This window comes from Vicinamibacterales bacterium, from assembly GCA_036504215.1.
Classification (GTDB): Bacteria; Acidobacteriota; Vicinamibacteria; order Vicinamibacterales; family Fen-181; genus FEN-299.
The window spans coordinates 25,801-47,550 of sequence record DASXVO010000030.1; the positions used below are offsets into that span (position 1 = coordinate 25,801).

General features: G+C 68.0%; 19 protein-coding genes. 17 read left to right on the forward strand and 2 right to left on the reverse strand.

Annotated features, from left to right (window positions below; translation table 11 throughout):
* Window positions 1-164: 164 nt before the first annotated feature.
* From VGK32_07745 to VGK32_07765, 5 genes are all read left to right on the forward strand, one after another.
* Complete coding sequence (locus VGK32_07745) at window positions 165-689, forward strand: prepilin-type N-terminal cleavage/methylation domain-containing protein (GenBank protein HEY3381644.1); 525 nt, start codon at window positions 165-167, stop codon at window positions 687-689.
* Window positions 690-1,081: 392 nt separating this feature from the next.
* Window positions 1,082-1,606 (forward strand): prepilin-type N-terminal cleavage/methylation domain-containing protein, encoded by a 525-nt coding sequence (locus VGK32_07750; GenBank protein ID HEY3381645.1) that lies wholly within the window; start codon window positions 1,082-1,084, stop codon window positions 1,604-1,606.
* Window positions 1,607-1,692: 86 nt separating this feature from the next.
* The gene (locus tag VGK32_07755; GenBank protein ID HEY3381646.1) at window positions 1,693-4,185 is read left to right on the forward strand and encodes a YfhO family protein; all 2,493 of its coding nucleotides are present in this window, start codon (window positions 1,693-1,695) and stop codon (window positions 4,183-4,185) included.
* Window positions 4,186-4,230: 45 nt separating this feature from the next.
* A complete protein-coding gene (locus tag VGK32_07760) occupies window positions 4,231-6,015 on the forward strand; it encodes a glycosyltransferase family 39 protein (GenBank protein HEY3381647.1) in 1,785 nt (594 codons plus the stop codon).
* A gap of 65 nt (window positions 6,016-6,080) precedes the next feature.
* Window positions 6,081-7,202 carry a glycosyltransferase family 4 protein gene (locus tag VGK32_07765; GenBank protein ID HEY3381648.1) on the forward strand — a complete coding sequence of 374 codons (1,122 nt, stop codon included), beginning with the start codon at window positions 6,081-6,083 and terminating at the stop codon, window positions 7,200-7,202.
* Between the two features lie 25 nt (window positions 7,203-7,227).
* On the opposite strand, the gene VGK32_07770 is transcribed toward VGK32_07765, so the two are convergent.
* Window positions 7,228-7,968 carry a class I SAM-dependent methyltransferase gene (locus VGK32_07770; protein HEY3381649.1) on the reverse strand — a complete coding sequence of 247 codons (741 nt, stop codon included), beginning with the start codon at window positions 7,966-7,968 and terminating at the stop codon, window positions 7,228-7,230.
* Window positions 7,965-8,939: a glycosyltransferase family 2 protein gene (locus tag VGK32_07775; protein ID HEY3381650.1), complete on the reverse strand. Its 975-nt coding sequence runs from the start codon at window positions 8,937-8,939 to the stop codon at window positions 7,965-7,967. The genes VGK32_07770 and VGK32_07775 overlap by 4 nt, the downstream gene beginning before the upstream one ends.
* A gap of 416 nt (window positions 8,940-9,355) precedes the next feature.
* Here VGK32_07775 and VGK32_07780 point away from each other — a divergent pair, with 416 nt between their 5' ends.
* The 12 genes from VGK32_07780 (at window position 9,356) to VGK32_07835 (ending at window position 21,721) form a co-directional block, all read left to right on the forward strand.
* Entirely contained in the window at window positions 9,356-9,892 is a 537-nt protein-coding gene (locus tag VGK32_07780) for a type II secretion system protein (protein ID HEY3381651.1), read from the forward strand.
* A gap of 82 nt (window positions 9,893-9,974) precedes the next feature.
* Window positions 9,975-11,192: a vitamin K epoxide reductase family protein gene (locus tag VGK32_07785; GenBank protein ID HEY3381652.1), complete on the forward strand. Its 1,218-nt coding sequence runs from the start codon at window positions 9,975-9,977 to the stop codon at window positions 11,190-11,192.
* Window positions 11,193-11,196: 4 nt separating this feature from the next.
* Entirely contained in the window at window positions 11,197-12,147 is a 951-nt protein-coding gene (locus VGK32_07790; GenBank protein ID HEY3381653.1) for an ABC transporter ATP-binding protein, read from the forward strand.
* A gap of 1 nt (window position 12,148) precedes the next feature.
* The gene (locus VGK32_07795; protein ID HEY3381654.1) at window positions 12,149-12,952 is read left to right on the forward strand and encodes an ABC transporter permease subunit; all 804 of its coding nucleotides are present in this window, start codon (window positions 12,149-12,151) and stop codon (window positions 12,950-12,952) included.
* Window positions 12,949-13,866, forward strand: a complete 918-nt coding sequence (locus tag VGK32_07800; protein ID HEY3381655.1) for a hypothetical protein — start codon at window positions 12,949-12,951, stop codon at window positions 13,864-13,866. The genes VGK32_07795 and VGK32_07800 overlap by 4 nt, the downstream gene beginning before the upstream one ends.
* An 8-nt stretch (window positions 13,867-13,874) precedes the next feature.
* Window positions 13,875-14,633, forward strand: a complete 759-nt coding sequence (locus VGK32_07805) for a prepilin peptidase (GenBank protein HEY3381656.1) — start codon at window positions 13,875-13,877, stop codon at window positions 14,631-14,633.
* Window positions 14,634-14,684: 51 nt separating this feature from the next.
* Window positions 14,685-15,953, forward strand: a complete 1,269-nt coding sequence (locus tag VGK32_07810) for an ATP-binding protein (GenBank protein HEY3381657.1) — start codon at window positions 14,685-14,687, stop codon at window positions 15,951-15,953.
* Window positions 15,954-16,164: 211 nt separating this feature from the next.
* The gene (locus VGK32_07815; GenBank protein ID HEY3381658.1) at window positions 16,165-16,734 is read left to right on the forward strand and encodes a type II secretion system protein; all 570 of its coding nucleotides are present in this window, start codon (window positions 16,165-16,167) and stop codon (window positions 16,732-16,734) included.
* The gene (locus tag VGK32_07820) at window positions 16,734-17,867 is read left to right on the forward strand and encodes a prepilin-type N-terminal cleavage/methylation domain-containing protein (protein HEY3381659.1); all 1,134 of its coding nucleotides are present in this window, start codon (window positions 16,734-16,736) and stop codon (window positions 17,865-17,867) included. The genes VGK32_07815 and VGK32_07820 overlap by 1 nt, the downstream gene beginning before the upstream one ends.
* Window positions 17,833-18,639, forward strand: a complete 807-nt coding sequence (locus VGK32_07825; protein ID HEY3381660.1) for a hypothetical protein — start codon at window positions 17,833-17,835, stop codon at window positions 18,637-18,639. Before VGK32_07820 ends, VGK32_07825 begins: the two co-directional genes overlap by 35 nt.
* Window positions 18,636-19,700: a hypothetical protein gene (locus VGK32_07830; GenBank protein HEY3381661.1), complete on the forward strand. Its 1,065-nt coding sequence runs from the start codon at window positions 18,636-18,638 to the stop codon at window positions 19,698-19,700. Before VGK32_07825 ends, VGK32_07830 begins: the two co-directional genes overlap by 4 nt.
* Window positions 19,601-21,721 carry a hypothetical protein gene (locus tag VGK32_07835; protein ID HEY3381662.1) on the forward strand — a complete coding sequence of 707 codons (2,121 nt, stop codon included), beginning with the start codon at window positions 19,601-19,603 and terminating at the stop codon, window positions 21,719-21,721. Before VGK32_07830 ends, VGK32_07835 begins: the two co-directional genes overlap by 100 nt.
* Window positions 21,722-21,750 lie beyond the last annotated feature (29 nt).

The window sequence follows — 21,750 nt, forward strand, 5'->3', positions numbered from 1 at the left end:
CATTGACGCCCCGAGTGCCCTCGGGGCTCCAGTGGCATCAGTCATGCTCTTTGGGGACTGGGACACGGAGCAGGCGCTGGCCGGGTTCGCGGCAAAGGCCAACCGCCCTTACTGGTCGCCGGCAAGGCCCGGCGGGCCGCCATCAAACGAGCGGGGAGAACACCATGAAGACACGCAGGAACGAAGGCTTCACCCTCATCGAGCTGCTGATCGTCGTCGCGATCATCGGTATCATCGCAGCCATCGCTGTGCCGGGCCTGATGCGCGCACGCATGTCGGGCAACGAGGCGTCGGCAATCGGGTCGCTGCGCGCCATCAACAGCGCCCAGTCCACGTTCTCCTCCTCGTGCGCGCAGGGCAACTTCGCGGTCGATCTGGCGACGCTCGTCCTCGGGGCTGGCGGTTCGGGTGCCGGCTTCATCAGTCCTGACCTGAATGCGAACGGCGTCCTGAAGAGCGGCTACCTGATCACCGTCGGCGCGGGCGGCGCGGCGACGAGCACGGCGACGGCGTGCAACGGCACCGCGGGCAACGCGGCCGGCTACGCGGCGTGGGCGGATGCGCAGAGCACCTCGACCGGCACGCGGTACTTCGGCACCAACACCACCGGCACGATTTGGCAGGGCACGGCGTCGCTGAGCGGCATCCAGGCGTCGACGGCTCCGTCGGGCGGCGTGCCGATTCAGTAGATCCTCGAGCGGCGGCCGCGAGACAGTAAGGAAGGTGACACTCGCCTCTCCGTGCACGGCACGGGAGAAGGTCAGTGTCACCTTTTTTCTTGTGTCGGCACCCCTGGCTGGCACCAACTGCATCGGTGACGAAGTTTGTCAGTCTCGAGTGACATCAATTGTCACTCTTCCCCGTGCCCGCCCGCCGCCGTCGTTCGCAACGTCAGCATAAGTTATTATGTGTCAATATCTTATGGCGTGACCATCTCGCGTTTTGCGTTGGCATCAGGGTTGCTCCTCTGTTGGCCGGGACACGAAGCAGGCGCTGGCCGGGTTCGCGGCAAAGGCCAACCGCCCTTACTGGTCGCCGGCAAGGCCCGGCAAGCCGCGATTAATCAGCGAGGAGAGACACCATGAGAACCCGCAGGAACGAAGGCTTCACACTCATCGAGCTGCTGATCGTCGTCGCGATCATCGGTATCATCGCAGCCATCGCAGTGCCGGGCCTGATGCGCGCGCGCATGTCGGGCAACGAGGCGTCGGCGATCGGGTCGCTTCGCGCGATCAACAGCGCGCAGTCCACGTTCTCCTCCTCGTGCGCGCAGGGCAACTACGCCGTCAATCTGTCGACGCTGGTGCTCGGTGCGGGCGGCTCGGGCGCTGGCTTCATCAGCCCTGACCTGAACACGAACGGCGTGGTCAAGAGCGGCTACCTGATCACCGTCGGCGCGGGCGGCGCGGCGACGAGCACGGCGACGGCGTGCAACGGCACCGCGGGCAACGCGGCCGGCTACGCGGCGTGGGCGGATGCGCAGAGCAGCTCGACCGGCACGCGGTACTTCGGCACCAACACCACCGGCACGATTTGGCAGGGCACGGCGTCGCTGAGCGGGATCCAGGCGTCGACGGCTCCGTCGGGCGGCACGCCGATTCAGTAGGCCCACGGTTCGTTCCCGGGTAATATGCAGGACGGCTGCCGACAACCGGCAGCCGTCCTGTTTCGTTGTTCGGCCTCCCGATGCCGATGGCCTCACCACCCGTCCGCACGCCCCCCCCCGCGGTGTCGGACCGGTCCGCGCCGGCGGCGCCAGCGCACCGCCTGCGGGGCTGGTGGGCGATGCTCGCAGTGGCCGTCGCCACGGTGCCCGTGGCGGGCGTCTTCTCCCTGCACCGCGTCTTTCACGTCCGCGACCTCTGCCTCTTCTTCTGGGGTCGCCACATCTGGTTCCGGCGCAGTCTGCTGTCTGGCGAATGGCCCCTGTGGGATCCCTACATGGGGGCAGGGCAGTCGGCGGTTGCAGACGCGCTCAACCAGATGTTCCTCCTGCCCGTGCTGGCTCTGCGGCTGATCGGCAGCGAAATCGTGGGCTTCAATCTGTGGGTGGCGCTGCCGTTTCCGATCGCGGCGCTTGGAGCGTACGTCTTCCTCCGTTGGCGGTTCTCGGCGCAGGCTTCGGCGCTTGGCGCCATCGCGTTCTCGGTGTGCGGTCCGGTGATCTCGACGGGGAATTTTCCGAACCTGTCGTGGTCCGTCGCGGCGATGCCGTGGGTCTTCTGGGCAGCGGACCGTGTGCTGGCGGGCGGCGGGATGCGGGCCGTCGCGGGGCTGGCCGTCACCCTGGCCTTCCAGGCGCTGGCTGGCGAGCCGGTATCACTGACGGCCACGGGCGGCCTGGTCCTGTTGTACGCGCTCTGGGTGGGATCGGGCGAAGGTGATCGATCCATGGCCGTGCGGTTCCGCGGTCTGGCTGGTGTGACGGCGGGGCTGGCGCTCGGACTGATGGGCGCGGCGATCCAGTTGCTGCCGCTGTCGGCCGCCGTCCGTGACTCGTGGCGGGTCTACGGGGCCGGCAAGGACTTCTGGGCGCTGCATCCGCTCGCGCTGGCGGAAATGGTCTCGCCGCACCTGTTCGGCGACTACTTCACGAGCTCGTACTTCGCGGTGCTGCCCTGGATGCCGCCGCTCAACAGTGGTCGCGATCCGTTCTTCTTCTCGATCTACTTCGGCACGGCGTTGATCGCGCTCGCGGTGTTCGGGGCCGTGGCCGGCTGGCGCCGCTCCTGGTCCGGCTTCTGGGTGACGATGAGCGTCGTCGCGGTGTTTGCGGCGTTCGGGCCCCACACGCCGTTCTACCCGTTCGTGCGCGAGCACGTGCCCGTGGTCGCGTCGTTCCGCTTCCCGGTCAAGTATCTCCTCGTCGTGGCGCTCGCGCTGGCGGCGCTTGCCGCGTCGGGCTGGGACGCCCTGCGCGGGGAGGAGCGCCGGACGGCGGCCCCGCGCCGCTACCGATGTGCGCAGATCAGCGGTGTTGTGGTTGCGGTGATCCTGGCCGGCGCGGCGTACGTCCTCTCGGGTGCGTGCGTGTACTTCCCGGAGGCCGCCGGTCGTGCCTTCCTGCGCCTGGCCGCGTACGTCGGTGTGTTCGACGCCGTCGATGGCGCGGACTACCTGCTCAAGACACTGCCGGCAGCCGCGAGTCGTGTGATGCTGTTCTCGCTCGGCGCGGCGCTCTTCCTCGGCGTCGCGTCCACCCGTCGCCGCGAAGCCCGCTTCTCGCAGGTGACGCTGTTCGCCCTCATCGGCGTCGAGTTGGTCGCCGCTGCGTGGGGCATCAACCCGACGTTCGACGCCGTCCACTATCGCCAGCCCGATTGGATCACCGCGACGCGCGGGAACGAGCAGAGCCGCTTCTACTTCGGCGGCAAGGTGGACGGCACCGTGGACATGCGGGATCTGGATGCACCCCAGAACTTCGTTCGGCCGTTCGACATGTCGCCGCTCGACGGCCGCGGCGCGCTGTCGGTGCAGACGGTCTTCGTGCCCGCGGCCTGGCGTGCGCGCGAGATGCTGTCCTACGACCTCGCCGTTCTCTGGCCGCGCCCGTTCGAGTTGGTGGTGTCCCGTTTCCGTCAATCGGACCGCGCGACCCGAGACCGGTTTCTGTGGCGGTCGGGCGTGCGGTACCGCATCGTGCCCACGCGGATTGGCGGTAGCCGGCCAGCGGTGCCAATCAAGTACTTCAACGACCTGAGGCTGTTCGACTGGGGGCCCGTGTTCCCTCGCGTCAGCGTCGTACCGACGGCGACCGTCGTGCCGGACGTGCGCGAGCAGGTCGCGCAGTTGTTCAGCCCGACGTTCGATCCCGCGCACACCGTGGCCCTCACCACGCCCGCACAGGAGCTCTGGGGACGGCCGGGGCCGCCCGTCGAGGCCTCCGCTCGCGTCGTTGGCGAGTCAGCCAACGAAGTCACGGTCGAAGCTGGTGTGCCTGCGGCTGGCGGGTATCTGCTGATGCTCGATTCGTTCTCGCCCGGCTGGCGGGTCACGGTGGATGGTGCATCCGGGACGCTCTACCGCGCGAACGCGCTCTTCCGCTCGGTCCGCCTCGCGCCCGGGCGGCACATCGTCCACTTCCGGTATCTGCCGGAATCGTTCGTCGTCGGGGCCGCGGTGTCGGCGGTCGCGCTGATCGTTGTGGTTCTGCTGCTACGCGTCGGTCGCCGACGCGTGATGTGAGAGAGAATACTCGGGCCCCGACTTGGAACGGACGAGAGGACTGACATGGGCGGACGCTGGCTATCGGTACCCCTGCTGAGTGCCCTGTGGCCGATCGCGGCGTGCGTAGTCGCGCTGGCCGCGTTCAACGCCATTGGCGACACGTTCCTGGCTTCCTACGTTCTTGACTTGGGGTCCTTGGGGCTCCCCAACATCAGGCATACCTGCTTCTTGTTCTATTGGACCCTCCTCGGTTCGCTCGCGGCATTCTTTCTGATCGTGGGCCTGAAGCGGCTCCTCGCCCTGGCGCCCGCTGGCGCCGCAGCGACCGGCGATGAGCGGGCCGCGAGCCGGTGGACCTGGATCGGGATCACCATGGCGGCTGCGTTTGCGATCGCGTGGGCTGTCCGGACATTCGTGCTTCGCGGCGCCGCCCTGACCGACGACGAGAGTGCATACCGGTTCACGGCGCAACTCCTGGCAACGGGACGGCTGTGGACCCCGTCGCACCCGTTGAAGGCCTTCTTCGACCGCGCGTTCATGATCAACGACGGCAAGTTCTACGGTCAGTACTTCGTCGGTTGGTCGGCGCTGATGGTCCCCGGGGTGTACGTGGGTGCGACGGGCTACATGAACGCCGTGTACTCGGCGTTGACCGTGCCCGCGCTGTACTCGGTCGTGCGACGCCTGGCCGGGTCGGCTGCCGGCCGCGTGGCCACGCTCCTGTATCTCGCCTCCCCGATGCTCATGGTCGGCGCCGCCACGGAAATGGCGCACCAGTCGTGCATGATGGCCCTGGCGTGGTCGATCTACTTCCTGCTGCGCGCACAGGAAGAGCCCGCTGCCTGGTGGACGCACGCGGGCGTCGCCTTCTTCTTCAGCCTCGCATTCATGGTGCGCCCCATCTCGGCGCTCGGCGTCGGACTGCCGGTCGTCATCTGGTGGCTCGTCGCGCTCACGCGATGGCCCGCCAACACGCGGCGCGTGGCGCTCCTGTCCTTCGCCGCCCCGACACTGGTCATGGCCGCGCTGTTCCTCGGCGTCAACGTGGCGCAGAACGGCTCACCCTTCGTGGCCTCCTACGCGCGGTTGCAGGACTACATGCGAGAAGTCAACTATCGAAATGTCGGCTGGTCGCCTCAGAGTCCGCCGCTCGCGCTGCGAGACTACATCCTCCCGAACCGTGAGGTCGGGCGGGCACTGGCGGCGACGACGGTCGCGCTGGTGCGGCTGGTGTTCGACCTGTTCGGGTCGCCCCTGTGCGTGGTGCTCGTTGGCCTCGCATGGGCGGTGCGATCGGCACGGCTGGCGTGGCTGTCCGCGCTGAGCTACGTCCTCGTCCACTTCTTCCTCAGCGAAGCCGGTATCGACAGCTACGGGCCGGTCCACTTCTACGAGATGTCGCTGCCGCTGCTGCTGCTCTGCGGGATCGGGTTCGCGCGGCTGGTCGTGCTCGTGGGCGAGTGGCGCCCGGCCGCCCCGGCGTCGTGGCCGCTGGCCATCGTGGCCTCGCTGGTGCTCGTGTCGCTCGTCGGGTTCGCTCCCGTCCGGCTGGACGCGCTGAAGCGGATCGCGTCCAATGTCAACGCACCGGCCGACGCCGTCCGCGAGGCGAGGATCTCGAACGCGGTCATCTTCACGACCGGCTTCTTCGCGCCCCAGGAATGCATCACGCCGACGCGACACTTCGTCCTCTTCCGCCCGAACAACGATCCGGACCTGAAGAACGACGTGCTCTGGGTGAACCACCTCGGGTGGGAGCAGGATCACCAGCTGATGCGGTATTTCCCCGACCGGGTGGGATACCTTCTGACGTGGAGCGGATGCCGGGCTCAGCTGATGAAACTGTAACGCGGCCGGTGGACTGGCCTGTGGGCTCTCCGCTGGCTGGAGTCGAGTGGGGGACGAAGTCGACGATGCGTATCGCCCTGGTCACGAGTTACATGCCGCCCCATTTGGGCGGCATCGAGACAATCGCGCAGCACCTGTTCGACGGCTACACTGCACGCGGGCACCAGGTCCGGTGGTTGACGAGCCGCGTGCCGCGCGGCCTGCCGGAGCGCGAGGGCACGATCGTTCGCACAGCCTGTCTCAACTTCGCCGAGGACTGGTTCGGGATCCCGGTGCCCATCTGGGGACCGGGAGCCATCCGGGAGTTGCGGGCGCTCGTCGAGTGGGCCGACGGCGTTCACGTGCTCGAGTGCCTGTACGTGACCAGCGCGCTCGCGGTGGCCGCCTCGCGGGCGAGGCGCCGGCCGGTCCTGCTCTCGCAGAACATCGGGTTCATTCCGTACAAGCGCGCGTGGGTTCGCGCGCTCGAACAGATCGCCTACCAGACGATTGGCCGTGCGGTCCTGCGCGGGGCGTCGCACGTGGTGCTCGCGACGCCAACGGCGGAGGCGTGGGTGCGAGGGATGTTCGGCGGGCAGGCGCCTCGGTGGACGTCGAGTTTTCCAATCGGGATCGACACCGAAGACCTGCGACCGCCGACGGCGTCGGCGCGCGCGGCCGCGCGCGCCGCGCTCGGCGTGGCTGGCGACAGGCCTGTCGCGTTGTTCGCGGGCCGGCTGGTGGAGAAGAAGTCCGTGCCGCTCGTGATAGCAGCTGCATCACTGGCGACCGAGTTCGATGTCCTTGTCGCCGGCGACGGCCCGCTGCGCGGCCTGCTTCGTCACGTCAGCCCGAATCTGAGGTGGCTCGGATCCGTGGACGCTCGCGCCATGCGTGACTTGTATGCGGCCGCCGACCTGGTGCTGCTGCCTTCTCGTGGCGAAGGCCTGCCCCTGGTCGTCCAGGAGGCCATGAGCTGCGCGCTTCCGTGCGTGGTTTCAGACGACGAGGTGTACGTCGAACCGCTCCGGATCGCTGGCGCGTGCGTCACGTCCGCCCGCACGCCGACCGCACTTCACGCCGCGATGCGGCACGCGCTCGACTGTCGTGCGACGCTCGGTGCCGCTGCACGTGTGTTCGCCGAGGCGAACTGGACCCGAGACGTGATGATCGCACGCTGTGAGGCCCTCTTCGAGACACTCGGCTGACAGGCGATCGGCAGCCAGCCCTCGTTCAGTTCTTCCTGGCCACCACGATGTGATTGACCGCAAACGCGCCTGCGCCCGCGCCGCGCCCGACCCAGCCGTCGAGCACGGCGAAGGCGAGGTTGTGCAGGGCCAGCGGCCACCGGAGCACGTTCGCCAGCCACGAGCGTGGCTCGTTCTCCGCAGGCAGGCTGTCGCGACCGAGGGTCTTGGCCCCGACGAACATCAGGATCGAAAGCCCGAGCAGCGCGCCGAATCCGCCCTGCGGCCGCACGTCCACGACCTCGAGGCCGGAGCGAGCGCAGAGGGCCGTCAGCCCGTATCGTGTGAATCTGAAGTAGTCGTGGGGGGCCTCGTGGAGATTCCACGCCTGCGGCGCCGTGAGCACGAGATGGCCACCGGTCGCGAGTACCCGCGCCATCTCGGCCACGCACTCCTCAGGATTTGGGAGGTGCTCGAGCACCTGTGTGCACAGCACGAGCGTAGCGGTGGCGTCCGCGACCGGGAGGGCGTCGGCGCGCGCCCAGCAATCGGGGCGACTCCCGAGGGTCGGGGTCAGGTCGAGCCCGACATAGCGGCCGTCAGGAGGGACGAACGCCTCGTACGGGCGTCCGCCGCAGCCGACGTCGACGACAACCCCGTGACCGTGCGCCGCGAGCTCGCGGGCGACGTCGGCATTGAGGTGGCGCTCGATGAGCCAGGCCGGATCGAGCGGCGTGGACCGCCCGTGCGCGAGGCGACGGCGACCCTGCTGCGCTGGAGGCCTCACGACGAACGATCCCTGCCGTCGTTGGCGAGGCCGCCGGACGGTTCGGTCGCCGACTGAATGCGGTCGAGCCGGCAGTCGAGCTCGCGGAACCGTCGGCTGAGTGCACCCAGCACGATACCGGTCAGTGCGAAGGTGAAGCCGACGATTTCGAGGCCCGTCGCGAGCACCGCGGTGGGAATGCGAACGGTGCCGCGTTCGACGAATTCGATCGTTACGGCGATGCCCGGCGCAAGCCCCGTCAGCATCGACAGCACCCCGAGCGTGCCGAAAAACGTCAGCGGCCGGTAGTCCCTGAAGAGCGTCAAGATCGCGTTCAGGATGCGGAAGCCGTCTCGCCAGATCCGGATCTTCGATCTGCTTCCCTCCGGCCTCGACGCCAGCCGAATCGGGACCTCGACTGTGCGGAACCCTCTCTCCAAGGCGAGGATGCTCAGTTCGGTCTCCACCTCGAATCCGACGGAGAGCACCGGCACCTGCCGTACGAACTCACGCGTCATGACGCGGTAGCCCGACAGCAGGTCGGTGATATGGGCGGCGAACACCGTATTGACCACCCTCAGGAGGAGGCGGTTTCCGAACCGATTGACCGTCCGAAATTCGCTGCGGGAGTCGGCGTCGAGCCGCGCGCCGACCACGACGTCCGCCCGATCGTCGAGCACGGGGGCGATCACGTCACGGACGCGCTCGGCCGGATAGGTTGCATCGCCGTCCACCAGCACGTAGATGTCGGCGTCGATCTCGCGGAACGCCCGCCGAACGGCGTTGCCCTTGCCGCGGCGGCTCTCACGGAGCACGGTGGCGCCGTGCCGGTCCGCAACCGCCGCCGTTCCATCGTCCGACCCGTTGTCGATGACGAACACCTCCGCGTCGGGCAGCGCCAGCCGGAAGGCGTCGATGACGCCGCCAACGGTCGACTCCTCATTGAGGCAGGGAACGATCACGACCACGCGCGGGTTGGGACGGATGCCCATGCGCGGGTAGTATAACCGACGAATTCCGCCCGCCGGCTCACCGATCGCCTGCCGCCCGGTTGACGGCGCGCTGATTGCGGGGGGTGGTGCTCGGGGCTGTCGTGCGGCGTCGGTAGAACCGAGAAACTACACGACGGATTTCTGACGCGGCTTCGGCCGGCCTGGCTCCGGTCGAGAGGGCACCGTCGCGGGTTTCCTGGCTGACACAATTTGTCAGCTTGCACGGGCCGGTCGCCGACACATATTGTCAAGCAGGCGATGTCTCAGATAGTTCGAGCGCGGGGCAAACGGCGGAACTTGTTGGTATGAAGCGACTTGGAGTGTCACTGCGGACAGGATGCCGCCGCGGCGCCAGTTTTGCTACGGAGTTCCACCGAACACCGTGCGTCACCGGACGCCGCGCTCTTGGATATGGCATGATGAACAGCACCCGACGCCCCGACGGCTTCACGCTGATCGAATTGATGATGGTGGTGTCGATCATCGCGTTGCTGGCCGCTATCGCCTTTCCCAAGCTGGGGCAGGCGCGGCTGGCCGGCAATGAGTCCTCGACCATCGGGTCGATCCGCACCATCAACAGCGGCCAGCAAGTGTTCTGGAGTAGCTGCGGGTACGGGATGTACTCGCCCTCGCTCGAGAATCTCGCCGCACCGGTGGCAGGCGCGCCAGGATATGTGAGCATGGACCTCGGCGGTCCGCCGCCGGTGGTGAAGAGCGGGTACGAACTCGAAATGTCGAGCGATTTCCCGCCCGGGACGGCGTTCAGCTGCAACGGGGGCGGCGTCGTGATCAGCTATCACGTAACCGCCGACCCGCGCCCGGGCCAGGGCGTTCGGTTCTTCGCGTCGAATACGACAGGTGCGATCTATCAGTCCACCGAGACGATGTACAGCGTGACGCCCGACGCGGCGCCGCCGGCCGCGCCGGCGATCCCGCTGTCTTCGGCGCGTTGATTTCCCTCGCGCCCGCCTTCGCGCGCTCCTTCCCGCCGGGAACGGCCGTTTCGCCCGTATAATAGGCTTCGGAGCGAAACCGATGTCTCCTCTCGCCCGTCGTCTCGTGTGGGTGCTCGCGCTCGTGGGGCTTGGTGCGTCTCTCACGTCGCTGTACGTGCACTACCAGATGCTGACGCATCCAGGGTACACGAGCTTTTGCGACATCAATCAGACCTTCAGCTGTCAGCAGGCGTATCTCAGCCGGTACGGCACCTTCCTGGGCGTGCCGGTCGCGCTTCTCGGCGCGATCTGGTTCGGTGCGGTCTTCGTGATGGCGTTCGCAGCCGCGGCGGGCCCCGAGCGGCTTCGGGAGAGCGTGCCGGCCTACCTGTTCGTCTGGTGCACGATCGGCCTCGCCGTGATCCTGTATCTCGGCTACGCCGCGTTCTTCCTGCTCAATGCGGTGTGCGTCATGTGCCTGACCACGTATGCCGCAGTCATTGGGCTGTTCATCGTGTCGGGCCTTGTGAATGCCATGCCACCTATGATGAGTCTGCCCCGGCGCGTCTTCGGTGATCTGCGGTCGCTGTCCAGCCGCCCAGCCGTCCTGCTCGTCGTCCTGCTGTTCTCGGCGGGCGCGGTGTCGGCCCTCGCGTTCTTCCCGCGCGAAGAGGCGCTCAAGGCCCTGGGCGCCCGGCAGGTGGCGCAGCAGGCCCAGCAGCCAGCCACGGCCGACCAGCGTAGCGAGTTCGAGCGCTACTACGAGTCGCTGCCGAGGACCACCATCCCGGTTCCGAGCGACGGTGCGGCGGTGGTCATCGTGAAGTTCACCGACATGCAGTGTCCCTCGTGTGGTCAGTCGTTCTTCGCCAACCGCCCCATCCTGTCGAAATACCAGTCGCAGTATCCCGGCGCGGTGAAGTACGTGGTGAAGGACTACCCGTTGCAGCCGGACTGCAACTCCAACGTGCCGCGGCCGATCCATTCGGCTGCGTGCGAGGCGGCGGCGGCCGTCCGGATGGCCCGGGCGGGCAGCAAGGGCGACGTGCTCGAGGAGTGGTTCTATTCGCACCAGCCGCAGATGAGCCCGGCTTCCGTGCGCGAGGCGGCGGTGGCGGTGGGCGGAGTGCAGGATTTCGACCAGCAGTATCCGCGTGTGGTCGAGCAGATCAAGGCCGACGTGGGGCTCGGGCGGCTGCTCAACGTTCGTTCGACGCCGACCTTCTTCATCAACGGTGTGAAGATCGAGGCGCCGACGCCCCAGATGTTCGACATGGCAATCGCGCTCGAGTTGAAGAAGGCCGGACGAATCAAGTAACCACGTGTTCGCCATTGAAACCGACAACCTGACGAAGGACTACGCGCTCGGCTTCTGGCGCAAGCGTCCGTACCGCGCGCTCGACCACCTGACACTCGGGATCGAGCCTGGCGAGATCTTCGGCTTCCTCGGCCCGAACGGAGCCGGCAAGACCACCACGCTGAAACTGCTGCTGCAGTTGGTGTTTCCCACCGCTGGCCGCGCGAGCATCCTCGGACGCCCTGTCGGTGACGTGGCGGTCCGCCGCCGGATTGGATACCTCCCGGAGAATCCGTACTTCTACGACCACCTCACCGCCGAGGAACTGCTGGTGTACTTCGGCCGGCTGTTCGGCCTGCCCGCGTCGGAGCGCGGGCCCCGCGCCGCGCGCCTCCTCGATCTCGTTGGCCTCGGGGCCGAGCGGCGCCTGCAGATGCGCCGGTACTCCAAGGGGATGTTGCAGCGGGTCGGCCTCGCGCAAGCGCTGCTGAACGACCCGGCGGTCGTCTTCCTCGACGAGCCGATGTCGGGCCTCGACCCGATCGGCCGGCGGATGGTCCGCGAGCTCATCCTCTCCCTGCGCGACCGCGGAACGACCGTGTTCTTCAGCTCGCACATCCTGGGGGATGCGGAAACCTTGTGCAGCCGCGTCGCGATCGTCGCGGGCGGCAGGCTCGTCTCGGCCGGCCGGCTCACCGAGATCCTCGCCTTCGAGGTGAAGGGGTGGGAACTGGTGGCCGATCGCCTCGACGCGCCGATCAGGGAACGCCTGCAGCGCATGGCGACCAAGACCACGTGGATCGCCGAGGGGCGCGGGGCATTCGAGCTGCCGCCGTCGCTCATGCCGGAGTCCCTCGTGTCCGACGTCACGCAGGCCGGTGGCGTCGTGGTCTCGCTCAACCCGGTTCGCGAGACGCTCGAGGACTTCTTCGTGCGCCAGGTGGCGGCGCACGGGAACCAGCGGGTGGTGCTCTGACATGGTGCTTTCTGCCATCGCGCTGAGCGTGTTTCGGGAGTCGGTCCGGGACAAGGTGTTCTACAACCTGCTGCTGTTCGCCGTCCTGCTGGTGGGCGCCTCGTTCCTGATGGGGCAGATGACGGCCGGCCAGGACGTGAAGATCATCAAGGATCTCGGCCTCGCGGCGACGTCGCTGTTCGGCTTGTTCATTGCGGTATTCGTCGGCATCGGCCTGGTCTGGAAGGAAGTCGAGCGGCGGAGCGTCTACAGCCTGATTGCCAAGCCGATTCGCCGGCCGGAGCTGGTCCTGGGGAAGTACCTGGGGCTGGCGCTCACGCTGTTGTGCAACGTGGTCGTGATGGCGGCCGTGCTCTACGCGCTGCTCGCGTACATGAACTGGGCGGCGAGCGAGGGCCTGCGCCGGTCGTGGGAGGCGCCGGCGGTCGATCCGGCGCTGCTGAAGGTCTTCCTGCTGATTTACGCGCAGTTGCTGCTCGTCACGGCTATCGCGCTCTTCTTCTCGACCTTCTCGGGCCCGATGGTCGCCGCGGTGCTGACCTTCGGGCTGTACGTGATTGGCCATTTCAACGCCGACCTGAAACACTTCGACGCGGTGCTCACCTCCCAGCCGCTCGTGTGGCTCCTGCGGGTGATGTACTACGTGCTGCCGAACCTCGCGCCGTTCGACATCAAGGCGCCGGTGGTGCACGGCCAGGCGGTGGCGGGCGGATACATCGCGATGACGCTCGCGTACGCCGGCGTCTACATCGCGGTGCTGCTCGTGGGCGGCGCCATCATCTTCTCGAGGCGGGACCTGAAGTGACGCGCCGACGCCGGGTCAGATCGTTCGCGCTGGCCGTGCTGCTCCTCGCGCTGGTCGGGGCCGCGGTGGGGTTGGTCGTGTGGCGCGACCGCGTGTACGGCGAGCCCGCGCCAGGCGACACGCTGCTCTACGTCCAATCCGGTCGGACGCTCCAGCGCCTGTCCCTCTCCTACTCCGCGGCGCTGGCCGACGTCTACTGGATCCGCACCGTGCAGTACTACGGCGGCACCCGCCTTTCCCGAGACCCGGCGAAGCGCTACGACCTGCTGTATCCGTTCCTTGAGATCACGACGACGCTCGATCCGCGATTCAACATCGCGTACCGCTTCGGGTCGATCTTCCTGGCGGAGCCGTTTCCGGGTGGCGCCGGGCGGACCGACCAGGCCGTGGCTCTGCTGAAGAAGGGGTTTCAAGCCAACCCGGATCGGTGGCAGTACCTGCAGGATATCGGCTTCATCTACTACTGGTGGCAGAATGACTACCGCCAGGCGGCGATGTGGTTCGCGAAGGCCAGTGAGATCCCGGGGACGCCGTGGTGGCTGCGGTCGCTGGCGGCCGTCACGGCCACGCAGGGGGGCGACCGTCGGAGTTCGCGGATGCTGTGGCAGTCGCTGCGCGACACGGCCGACAACGACTGGATCCGCAATAATGCCGTCCTTCGGCTCGGGCAACTCGACGCGCTCGATGCCATCGACGCCCTGACGCGTGTCGTGCGAGACTACGCGTCGAGAACGGGGCGGGTGCCCGACTCGTGGGAGCCGTTGATCCGCCTTGGAGTCGTCAGGGCAACGCCGCTCGATCCGGCCGGTGTGCCGTTCGCGATCGACGCCGGCAGCGGCGCGGTCACGCTGTCGCCCCAATCGCCACTCAACCCGTTGCCCGTGGGCGCGCACGCGGATCAGCCCGCCCGCTGAAGGGGCCGATGCCTGTCGCCATCGCCGCGCTGTTCGGCCTGATCATCGGCAGCTTTCTGAACGTCTGCATCTACCGGCTGCCGCGCAACCTCTCCATCGTCTGGCCCGCGTCGCGGTGCACGACCTGCAATCGCAACCTCAGCTGGTACGAGAACATCCCGGTCCTGAGCTGGACGGTCCTTGGCGGACGATGCCGGACCTGTGGTGAGCGGATCAGCGTGGTCTACCCGATCGTCGAGATTGCGACGGCGGTCGTTTTCGCGCTGACGTACGCGGCGTTCGGCGCGACGCCGCTGTTCGCCGTACGTCTCCTGTTCGGATGCGCCATGATCGTGCTGTTCGTCATCGATCTGCAGCACCAGATACTGCCCAACGAAATCACGCTGCCGGGCATCGTGGTGGGCCTCGCGGCGAGCACGTTCGTCGAGCCGGGGCTGGCTGAGGCTGTCATCGGTGCGGTGGCGGGCGGCGGGGCACTGTGGCTCGTGGCCTGGGGGTACGAGCGACTGCGGCACCGGCAGGGCATGGGATTTGGCGACGTCAAGATGCTGGCGATGATCGGCGCGTTCCTCGGCTGGAAGCTGATGCTGCTCACGCTCATGGCGGCGTCGCTCACGGGCTCGCTGGTGGCCGTTGCGCTCCTGCTGGCCGGTCGCGCCGATTCGCAGTCGAGACTCCCGCTCGGGACGTTCCTGGCGCTGGCCGCGGTGCCGGTCTGCCTGCGCGGACAGGCCATCATCGACTGGTACGTCACGCTCTACCGTTAGCGGATCGACGACCACCCGGCAACATCGACTGACAAGCAACATCGACTGACAATGAACCCATCAGCCTATGCCCTCGTCGGATTGACCGCGCTCGTGGCCGCGCTCGTGGGGACACTCGTCTTTGCGGTCCTGCGCTTCGGTTCGGCGGTTCGCGACGTGCGTCGGCAACTCCACGAGGGTAATGCCGAGCGTGCGTTCGTTGCCGCCGCGCTCGAGGATTCGCTCCGGAACCTCAAGAACCAGGAGCGCGCGATGGCGGCGCGCGCCGAGACGTCCGAGCGCCTCAGTGCCGAGATCATCACGAGCCTGGCCAGCGGCCTGCTCGTCGTCAGCCTCGACGGCGACGTGCGCATGCTGAACCCGGCGGGCCGGCGGATCCTGCGACTGACGACGGTCTCGCCGGCCATCGGGTTCAGGGCGCTGCTGGCCGATGCGGCACCGCTGGCGGACCTTGTGGACGAGTGCCTGACCACCGCCGGCCCAATCGTTCGACGGGCCGTGCCGTTGAGGCGGCCGGACGGCAGCGTCATGCACGTCGGCGTGACCGCCTCGCCGCTGTGCGACGAACAGGGTTCGCTGCAAGGGGCGATCTGCCTGTTCTCGGATCTCACGGCGGTGGTCGAGCTCGAGGAACAGCTGCGGCTGAAGGAGACGCTGGCGCGGCTGGGCGAGCTGACGGCGGGGTTGGCGCACGAATTCCGCAACGGTCTGGCGACCATCCACGGCTATGCCCGGCTCATCGACCCATCGCAACTCACGCCGGCCCCCGCAACCTACGTCCAGGGGATCCGCGACGAGACCGAGGCGCTCGGGCAGGTGGTCACGAATTTCCTGAACTTCGCGAAGCCGGCGCAGTTGACGCTCGTGCCGGTGGACATCGGGCATCTGATCGCCCGCGTGACCGACGAATTCCGTGCCGAGGTCGAGGCGCGGCATGGGACGCTCGAGATGCGCGGGACGTTCTCGACCGTGGACGGCGACGAGGTGCTGCTCCGGCAGGCCTTCGCCAACCTGCTGCGAAACGCCCTCGACGCGTGCGCCGGTACGGCCGTCGCTCCGAGACTGGTCGTGGACGGGGTGATCGATCCCGCTCAACACCTCCTGCGCGTCTCGGTCTGCGACAACGGCCCCGGTATCGACCCGGCCATGCGCGAAAAGGTGTTCCGGCCGTTCTTCACGACCAAGGGGCATGGCACCGGCCTTGGCCTCGCCCTGGTGCAGAAGATCATCGTCACCCACAACGGCCGCATCGCGGCGTCCGAGAGCGAAACGGGCGGCGCCACCTTCCAGATCGTCCTCCCGCTGTCCGGCGCCAGCTAGCACCGGGTTCAACTCTTGGGTGGGCGCCGGCGCGCGGGGTCCTGAAACCGACGACGGTGCCATTTCTGCCGTTCTCCGCTGCTCCGGGTATGGCGCGGACTACGATCCGTCTCGCCACCCTCCAGCCTCGATTGCAGGATTCCTTCGGTAACTCGCCGCCCGGCCGGCCTGTCGGTTGATGGAGTGCCAGTTGCACTGGGTATCGGCGAGTATGGAGGCGCTTCCTCGCAGCGTCCCGCGCGACGCGGGATTCACTCTCCTCGAGGTCACGGTGGCACTCGCCGTCCTGGCCGGCGGCGTCTTCGTCGTCGCGGAGTTGTTCCTCGTGTCTGCCAACGCCGCACGGCTCGCCCGCGCGAGCGGCGTGGCGACCGCGCTGGCTTCACAAAAGTGCGAGCAGTTGCGCGCCCTGGCGTGGGGATACGACGTTGACGGCCAGGGAGCACAGGACACGACCAGTGACATCTCCGTGTGGCCCGATCGGCCAGACGGCGGGCTGGGTCTCACCGCGTCGCCGCCCGACGCGCTGTCGCGCGACACGCCGGGGTTCGTGGACTACCTCGACGCAGATGGCGGATGGATTGGTAACGGGGCCTCGCCACCATTCGGCACCGGGTTCGTCCGCCGATGGTCCATCGAGCCGCTCGCCGAGAGTCCGGCCGACACCCTCGTCCTCCGCGTGCTCGTGATCGCCTGCCGGGCATCCGGCAATCCGTGCGACACGGCCCATGCCAGCCAGACCGTGCGCGTCGTCGCGGTGCGTGCGCGGAGGACGGCCTGATGGTGCGAAGAACTGCCGGCTTCACGCTCGTCGAATTGCTACTGGCCGCGACGATCATGCTGCTGATCATGGCGGGCCTCTTCGGGGTTGCCAGCGCGTCGCAGCGTGCCTTCCGGACACAGCCCACAGAGCTCGACATGCAGCAGCGCCTTCGCACGGCGGCCGAGGTGCTGATCGCAGACCTGTCACAGGCAGGCTCGGGGCCGGTCAACGGGCTCTTCGGCGCTCCTCTTGGGCACACCGTTCCGTCGGTACTGCCGTATCGGGTCGGATCTCGTGGCGATCCGGTCGGTGTCGATCGATCGGATGCCATCACCGTCATCGCCGCCCTGCCCGGCGCGGCCGCGGTTCCGTTGCGCGACCCGTTCGCCTCCGGGTCCACGTCGTGGGCGCGCCTCGACTGGGTACCCGCCTGTCCGGCGGGCGATCCAGCGTGCGGCGTGAAGGCAGGTAGTGCGGTGATACTCGTCGATGGCCACGGCCACGCCGACCTGTTCTCGGTGGCGGACGTGTCGTCCGACCGGCTGCAACTCGCGCCTCGAGGGGCCGTTTCACGGGCGGTCTTTCCCGCCGGGTCCTGGGTCGTGCCAGTTGGCATCGACGTCTATGCGTTGCGCACCGGTGGCGCGGAGGAAGGGCGGCAACTCGTGCACGGCGACGGCGAGCAGCCGGAGATGCCTCAGATCGACCACGTCGCCTGGTTGTCCTTCGAGTACTTCGGAGAGCCACAGCCCCCGCGCATGCGGGTCGCGCCGCGCGCCGGTGAGCCGGTCACGACCTACGGACCGGCGCCGCCTCCCTTCGGAGTGGACGATGACCAGGATGCCTGGCAGGCTGGCGAGAACTGCACGTTCACGGCCGCCAGCGGCGCGATCGTCCCGCGCCTTCCCCTCCTGGGAAGCGGCCGGCCGGCGCTGGTTCCGCTCTCGTCGGCGAACCTGACCGACGGCCCATGGTGCCGCGATGGGTCGACGGCCAACCGGTACGACGCCGACGTGCTGCGGATCCGGCGGATCCGCGTGTGTCTGCGCGTCGAGGCTGCCTCCAGTTCGCCGCGCGCGTCTGGCAGTCTCGTCCCCGAGCAACAGGTGGTGTTCGATGTGGTTCCGCGAACGCTGGCGACTGGAAGGTAGCGGGTCGGCCGAGGGCAGCGCGCTCATCGTCGTCCTGATGGCGCTGTTGCTGCTGTCGGCGATGGCCCTGTCCATGCTGCTCGCGACGATGGTGGAGACGCTCTCCACGACCAACGTGCGCAGCGCCCGTGTGACGCTGTGGGCCGCCGAGGCAGGCGTCGAACGGGTGCTGCCCGACCTGCTGCGGGCGCCGGACTGGGACGCCGTACTGTCGGGCGCCATCACATCCGGGTTCAAGGATGGCCCTTCGTCCGGCCCGCGACAGCTTTCCGACGGTCGAACGCTCGACCTGCAGTCGCTGGTCAACCTCGCGAACTGCAGCGTGGCGTCGGGCTGTTCCGAGTCGATGCTCGACATGGTCAGCGAGGACAGGCCGTGGGGGCACAACAACCCGCGATGGCAGTTGTTCGCGCATGCGCCGCTCTCGGCTCTGGGTGGCGCGGAGGACGACGGGTACCTGGTCGTGCTCGTTGCCGACGATCCGTCCGAGAACGACGACGATCCAGTGCGGGACGGACGCGGGCCTGGAAACCCGGGTGCGGGGGTGCTGATGGTTCGCGCCGAGGCCTTCGGGCCGAACCACGCACACCGCGTGGTCGAGGCCACGATTGCGCGGTTGAACCGCGATGCGCCAGAAGTCGGGTACGGAGGGCAGCGCGGCGCGGGCCGGTCGTCATCCGACGGCGCGGCCAGGCAGTCCGTTCAGGTGCCTGGCGGGACGATCAATCGGACCGAATGGGCCGTGCCGGCGGGAGGCCCCGGCGGACAATGACGCGACGATGCATCCGGACAACCGTCCTGCTCGTGGTGGTGGGCTGTTCGGCGCGCCCGGCGCTCGCTCAGCTCGATCCGTTGCTGTTCCTCAAGGGCACTCGGCCGAACGTGCTCATTGGTCTCGACCTGTCGAGTCGCATGCTGCGTGACGAGCACGAGCGGTACTACGACCCCGTGGTCTACCGCCGGCAGGGCGAAGCCTTCGAGGCCACACTCGGACTCAACAGCGCGATCGCCGTGTCTGCATACCGGCGGCGCTACGTGGGGCTGCGGTGGCTTGACCCCTTCGATGGGCCGAGGGCCACCGCCGACAGCATCGAGGTCCTGGGCGACCAGGAACCTGGCTATGCCGGCTTTGACGACCGCACCAGGTGGTCCCTTGCCCGGCGGGCCGTCATTCGGGCGATCGAGGGGAACCGCGACTCGACACGCTTCGGCCTGCTGACGACCCGGCTGCCCCTGCGGCCGGCTGGCGACGATCGTCCGCGCGTGCTCGTGGACGACCTTCGTCGCGCCAGTCCGACGGATACCGGCGAGTCCGGCGTCTGGAGCGCCGGATTTCCGGTGGTCGCAGCCGCCGCGGCTTCAGCGCCGCCGGGTGCACCGGTCGTCCGCGCCGATGCTGCCAACGCGAACGGGGTCATCCTGGGTCTCCTTGGCAAGGACGTGCGCGATGCCGGCGGCCTCGTGCCGGCGGGGGCAGACACGCCGGCGTCGGAGGACGCTCCGTTGGGCGGGCTGCTCGACGACCTCTATGCTGAGGCCGAGCGTCTCATCAAGGCCGATACGACGTGCCGCAACACCGTGATCGTGCTGGTTGTCGGCGGGGGGAGTTGCCTCCGCCTGTCCCGGATCTGTCCAGGCGGTCCGCCAGGTTCGCACGGGTTGGCGCTCGACGCGTCCCAGTCTACGTCGTCGCCGTGGCACCCGCTGCCGATGCCGTGGAGCAATTGCGCCGGGTGGCCAGCGAGAGCGGCGGGCGGTACGTTGAGATCACACCGGGCCAGATCGACGCGGCCGGGGCGCCTCCGGTTGTTCCGGACATCGTGCGCGCGCTGAACACCGCCGTCCAACATGCCTTCGTCACGTTCACCGACTTCAACACCGGCCCAACGCCATTGCTGCCGTTCGGACCACTCTCCGAGTACCCAACCGCAGGCCCCGTGGTCGCCACGGTCAATCTCGCGAACGCGATGGATGCACACGGGCAACTGCTTCAGGGGACGCGTATCGTGTCACCGGACGGTACGGTGCTGCTCCAGCGCTCCAACGTCGTCATCACGACCGCCCTTGGGCTGCCGGGTTTCGACGGTCGGGTCCGCGCATCCAGAGTTCATCACCCTGTGGCGGACCGGGCATCCGCCACGGGCTATCGTTTCGTGGCCGACGGCACCTCGATCTGGACGGCCAACGCTCCTCCCGCGGATCGTCGCAACGTCTTCACCGTCCTGCCGGGCCGCGGTGTCGTGCCCTTCGCCCGTGGCAATGCGCAGGCGCTCGCGCCCTATCTCGGTGTGGACGACGTCGGCGCGCTGATTGAATTCGTCCGTGCGCTGCCGCCCGGTGCCGTGACCACCTCCACACCTGCCGTGCTCACGCCGCCGTCGTCGGGGCTGGCGGATGCCGACTATCGGGTGTTTGCCGACTCGCTGCGCGACCGCCGGGCGTTCTGTTTCGTCGGTGCCGATGACGGAATGTTGCACGCGTTCGACGCCCGAACGGGACTCGAGGTGTGGGCCGTCATTCCGTTCAACCTGCTGCCGAGGCTTGGTGCGCTCATGGGCGGCCAGCCGGTTGACGACTTCCACTTCTTCGTGGGTGGCTCGCCGCAGCTTGCCGACGTTCGGTGGTCGGACAGATGGCACACGCTGCTGGTGTTCGGTGAGGGCCCGGGAGGGACGTTCTATCAAGCCTTCGACGTCACGCTGGAAGGTCTGCCCGCTGCCGTGCCGCCGGACGTCGATCGACCGAACGATCTGCTCGAGTGGTTCAGTAATCCGCAGCGAATACCGTTTCGGTGGAGCTTCCCGGACTACGCGCATTTCGACGCCACGCTGCCCGACCACGGCGACATCGGCTCCAACGCGAGTGACCTCGAGAAGACCGTGGGTGAAACATGGTCCACGCCGGCCATCGGCCGCGTCGGCGTTGGGCCCGACGCCCGGTTTGTTGCCATCGTTGGTTCCGGCTTCCTCGCGCGCAGCCGTGAGCGGCAGGTCAATCGCGGCGGCACCAAGGCCGGCACTCGCCTGTATCTGCTCGACGTCGAAACGGGCGCGCCCCTCGATGTGCGCGATGTGGGTGAGGACGGTGTCGCGGAAGACCAGGATCGATGCGCGGCCTCCAGCTGTGACCGGCTCAAGAATGCCCTGCACGGCGATCCCCTGGCCGTTTCTCGCGTCGGTGGAACCTCCCTGGCGAGCACCTATCTCGGCGACCTCGATGGCCATCTGTGGCGTTTCGACCTGAAGTCAGGTGACGGCGGCGCGCCTGCGTTCGCCGGGTCGCCCCGTCTGGTCTTCGACGCCGGTGCCGACCACCCGTTCTTTGCCGCCGTTGCGCGGGTCGAGATTGGCGCGGGCGCGTCGTTCCTGTTCGTTGGGAGCGGCAGCGATCTGCTCCCGGCCACGGGGGCCACGCACGCCTACCGGATGTTCGGCCTGACCGAGTCGGATGGGGCCGGCAGGCTCGGGTTCGAGATTCCGCTCGAGACCGCGGATGTGAACGGCGTGGACGAGCGGGTGACCGCGTTGCCGGCACTCGCGGGTGATGTGGTGTTCTTCACGACAAATGGAATTCCTCGGGGGACTCGTTGCATCGAACCGGAGGCCCGGCTGTACGCCCTCACGTATGACGGCGGTACTGCCTACGGGCGTGGGGGAAAACCGCGGACAAAGGCCGGTGACAGGCAACCAGTCGCCGTGGTTCCCCGCCGGCGAGCCACGGCTCCCGTCGTGGCCGACCGCCATCTGTTCCTGGCAACCGGGAACACCATCCAGGTGTTCGGCGATCCCGAGCACTACAATGAGGAGGCAGGCGTCGCGGGGCTCAGGATTCTCTCCTGGCGCGAGGTGCGGTAGGATGGGCGACGGGGGACTGCAGTATTGCC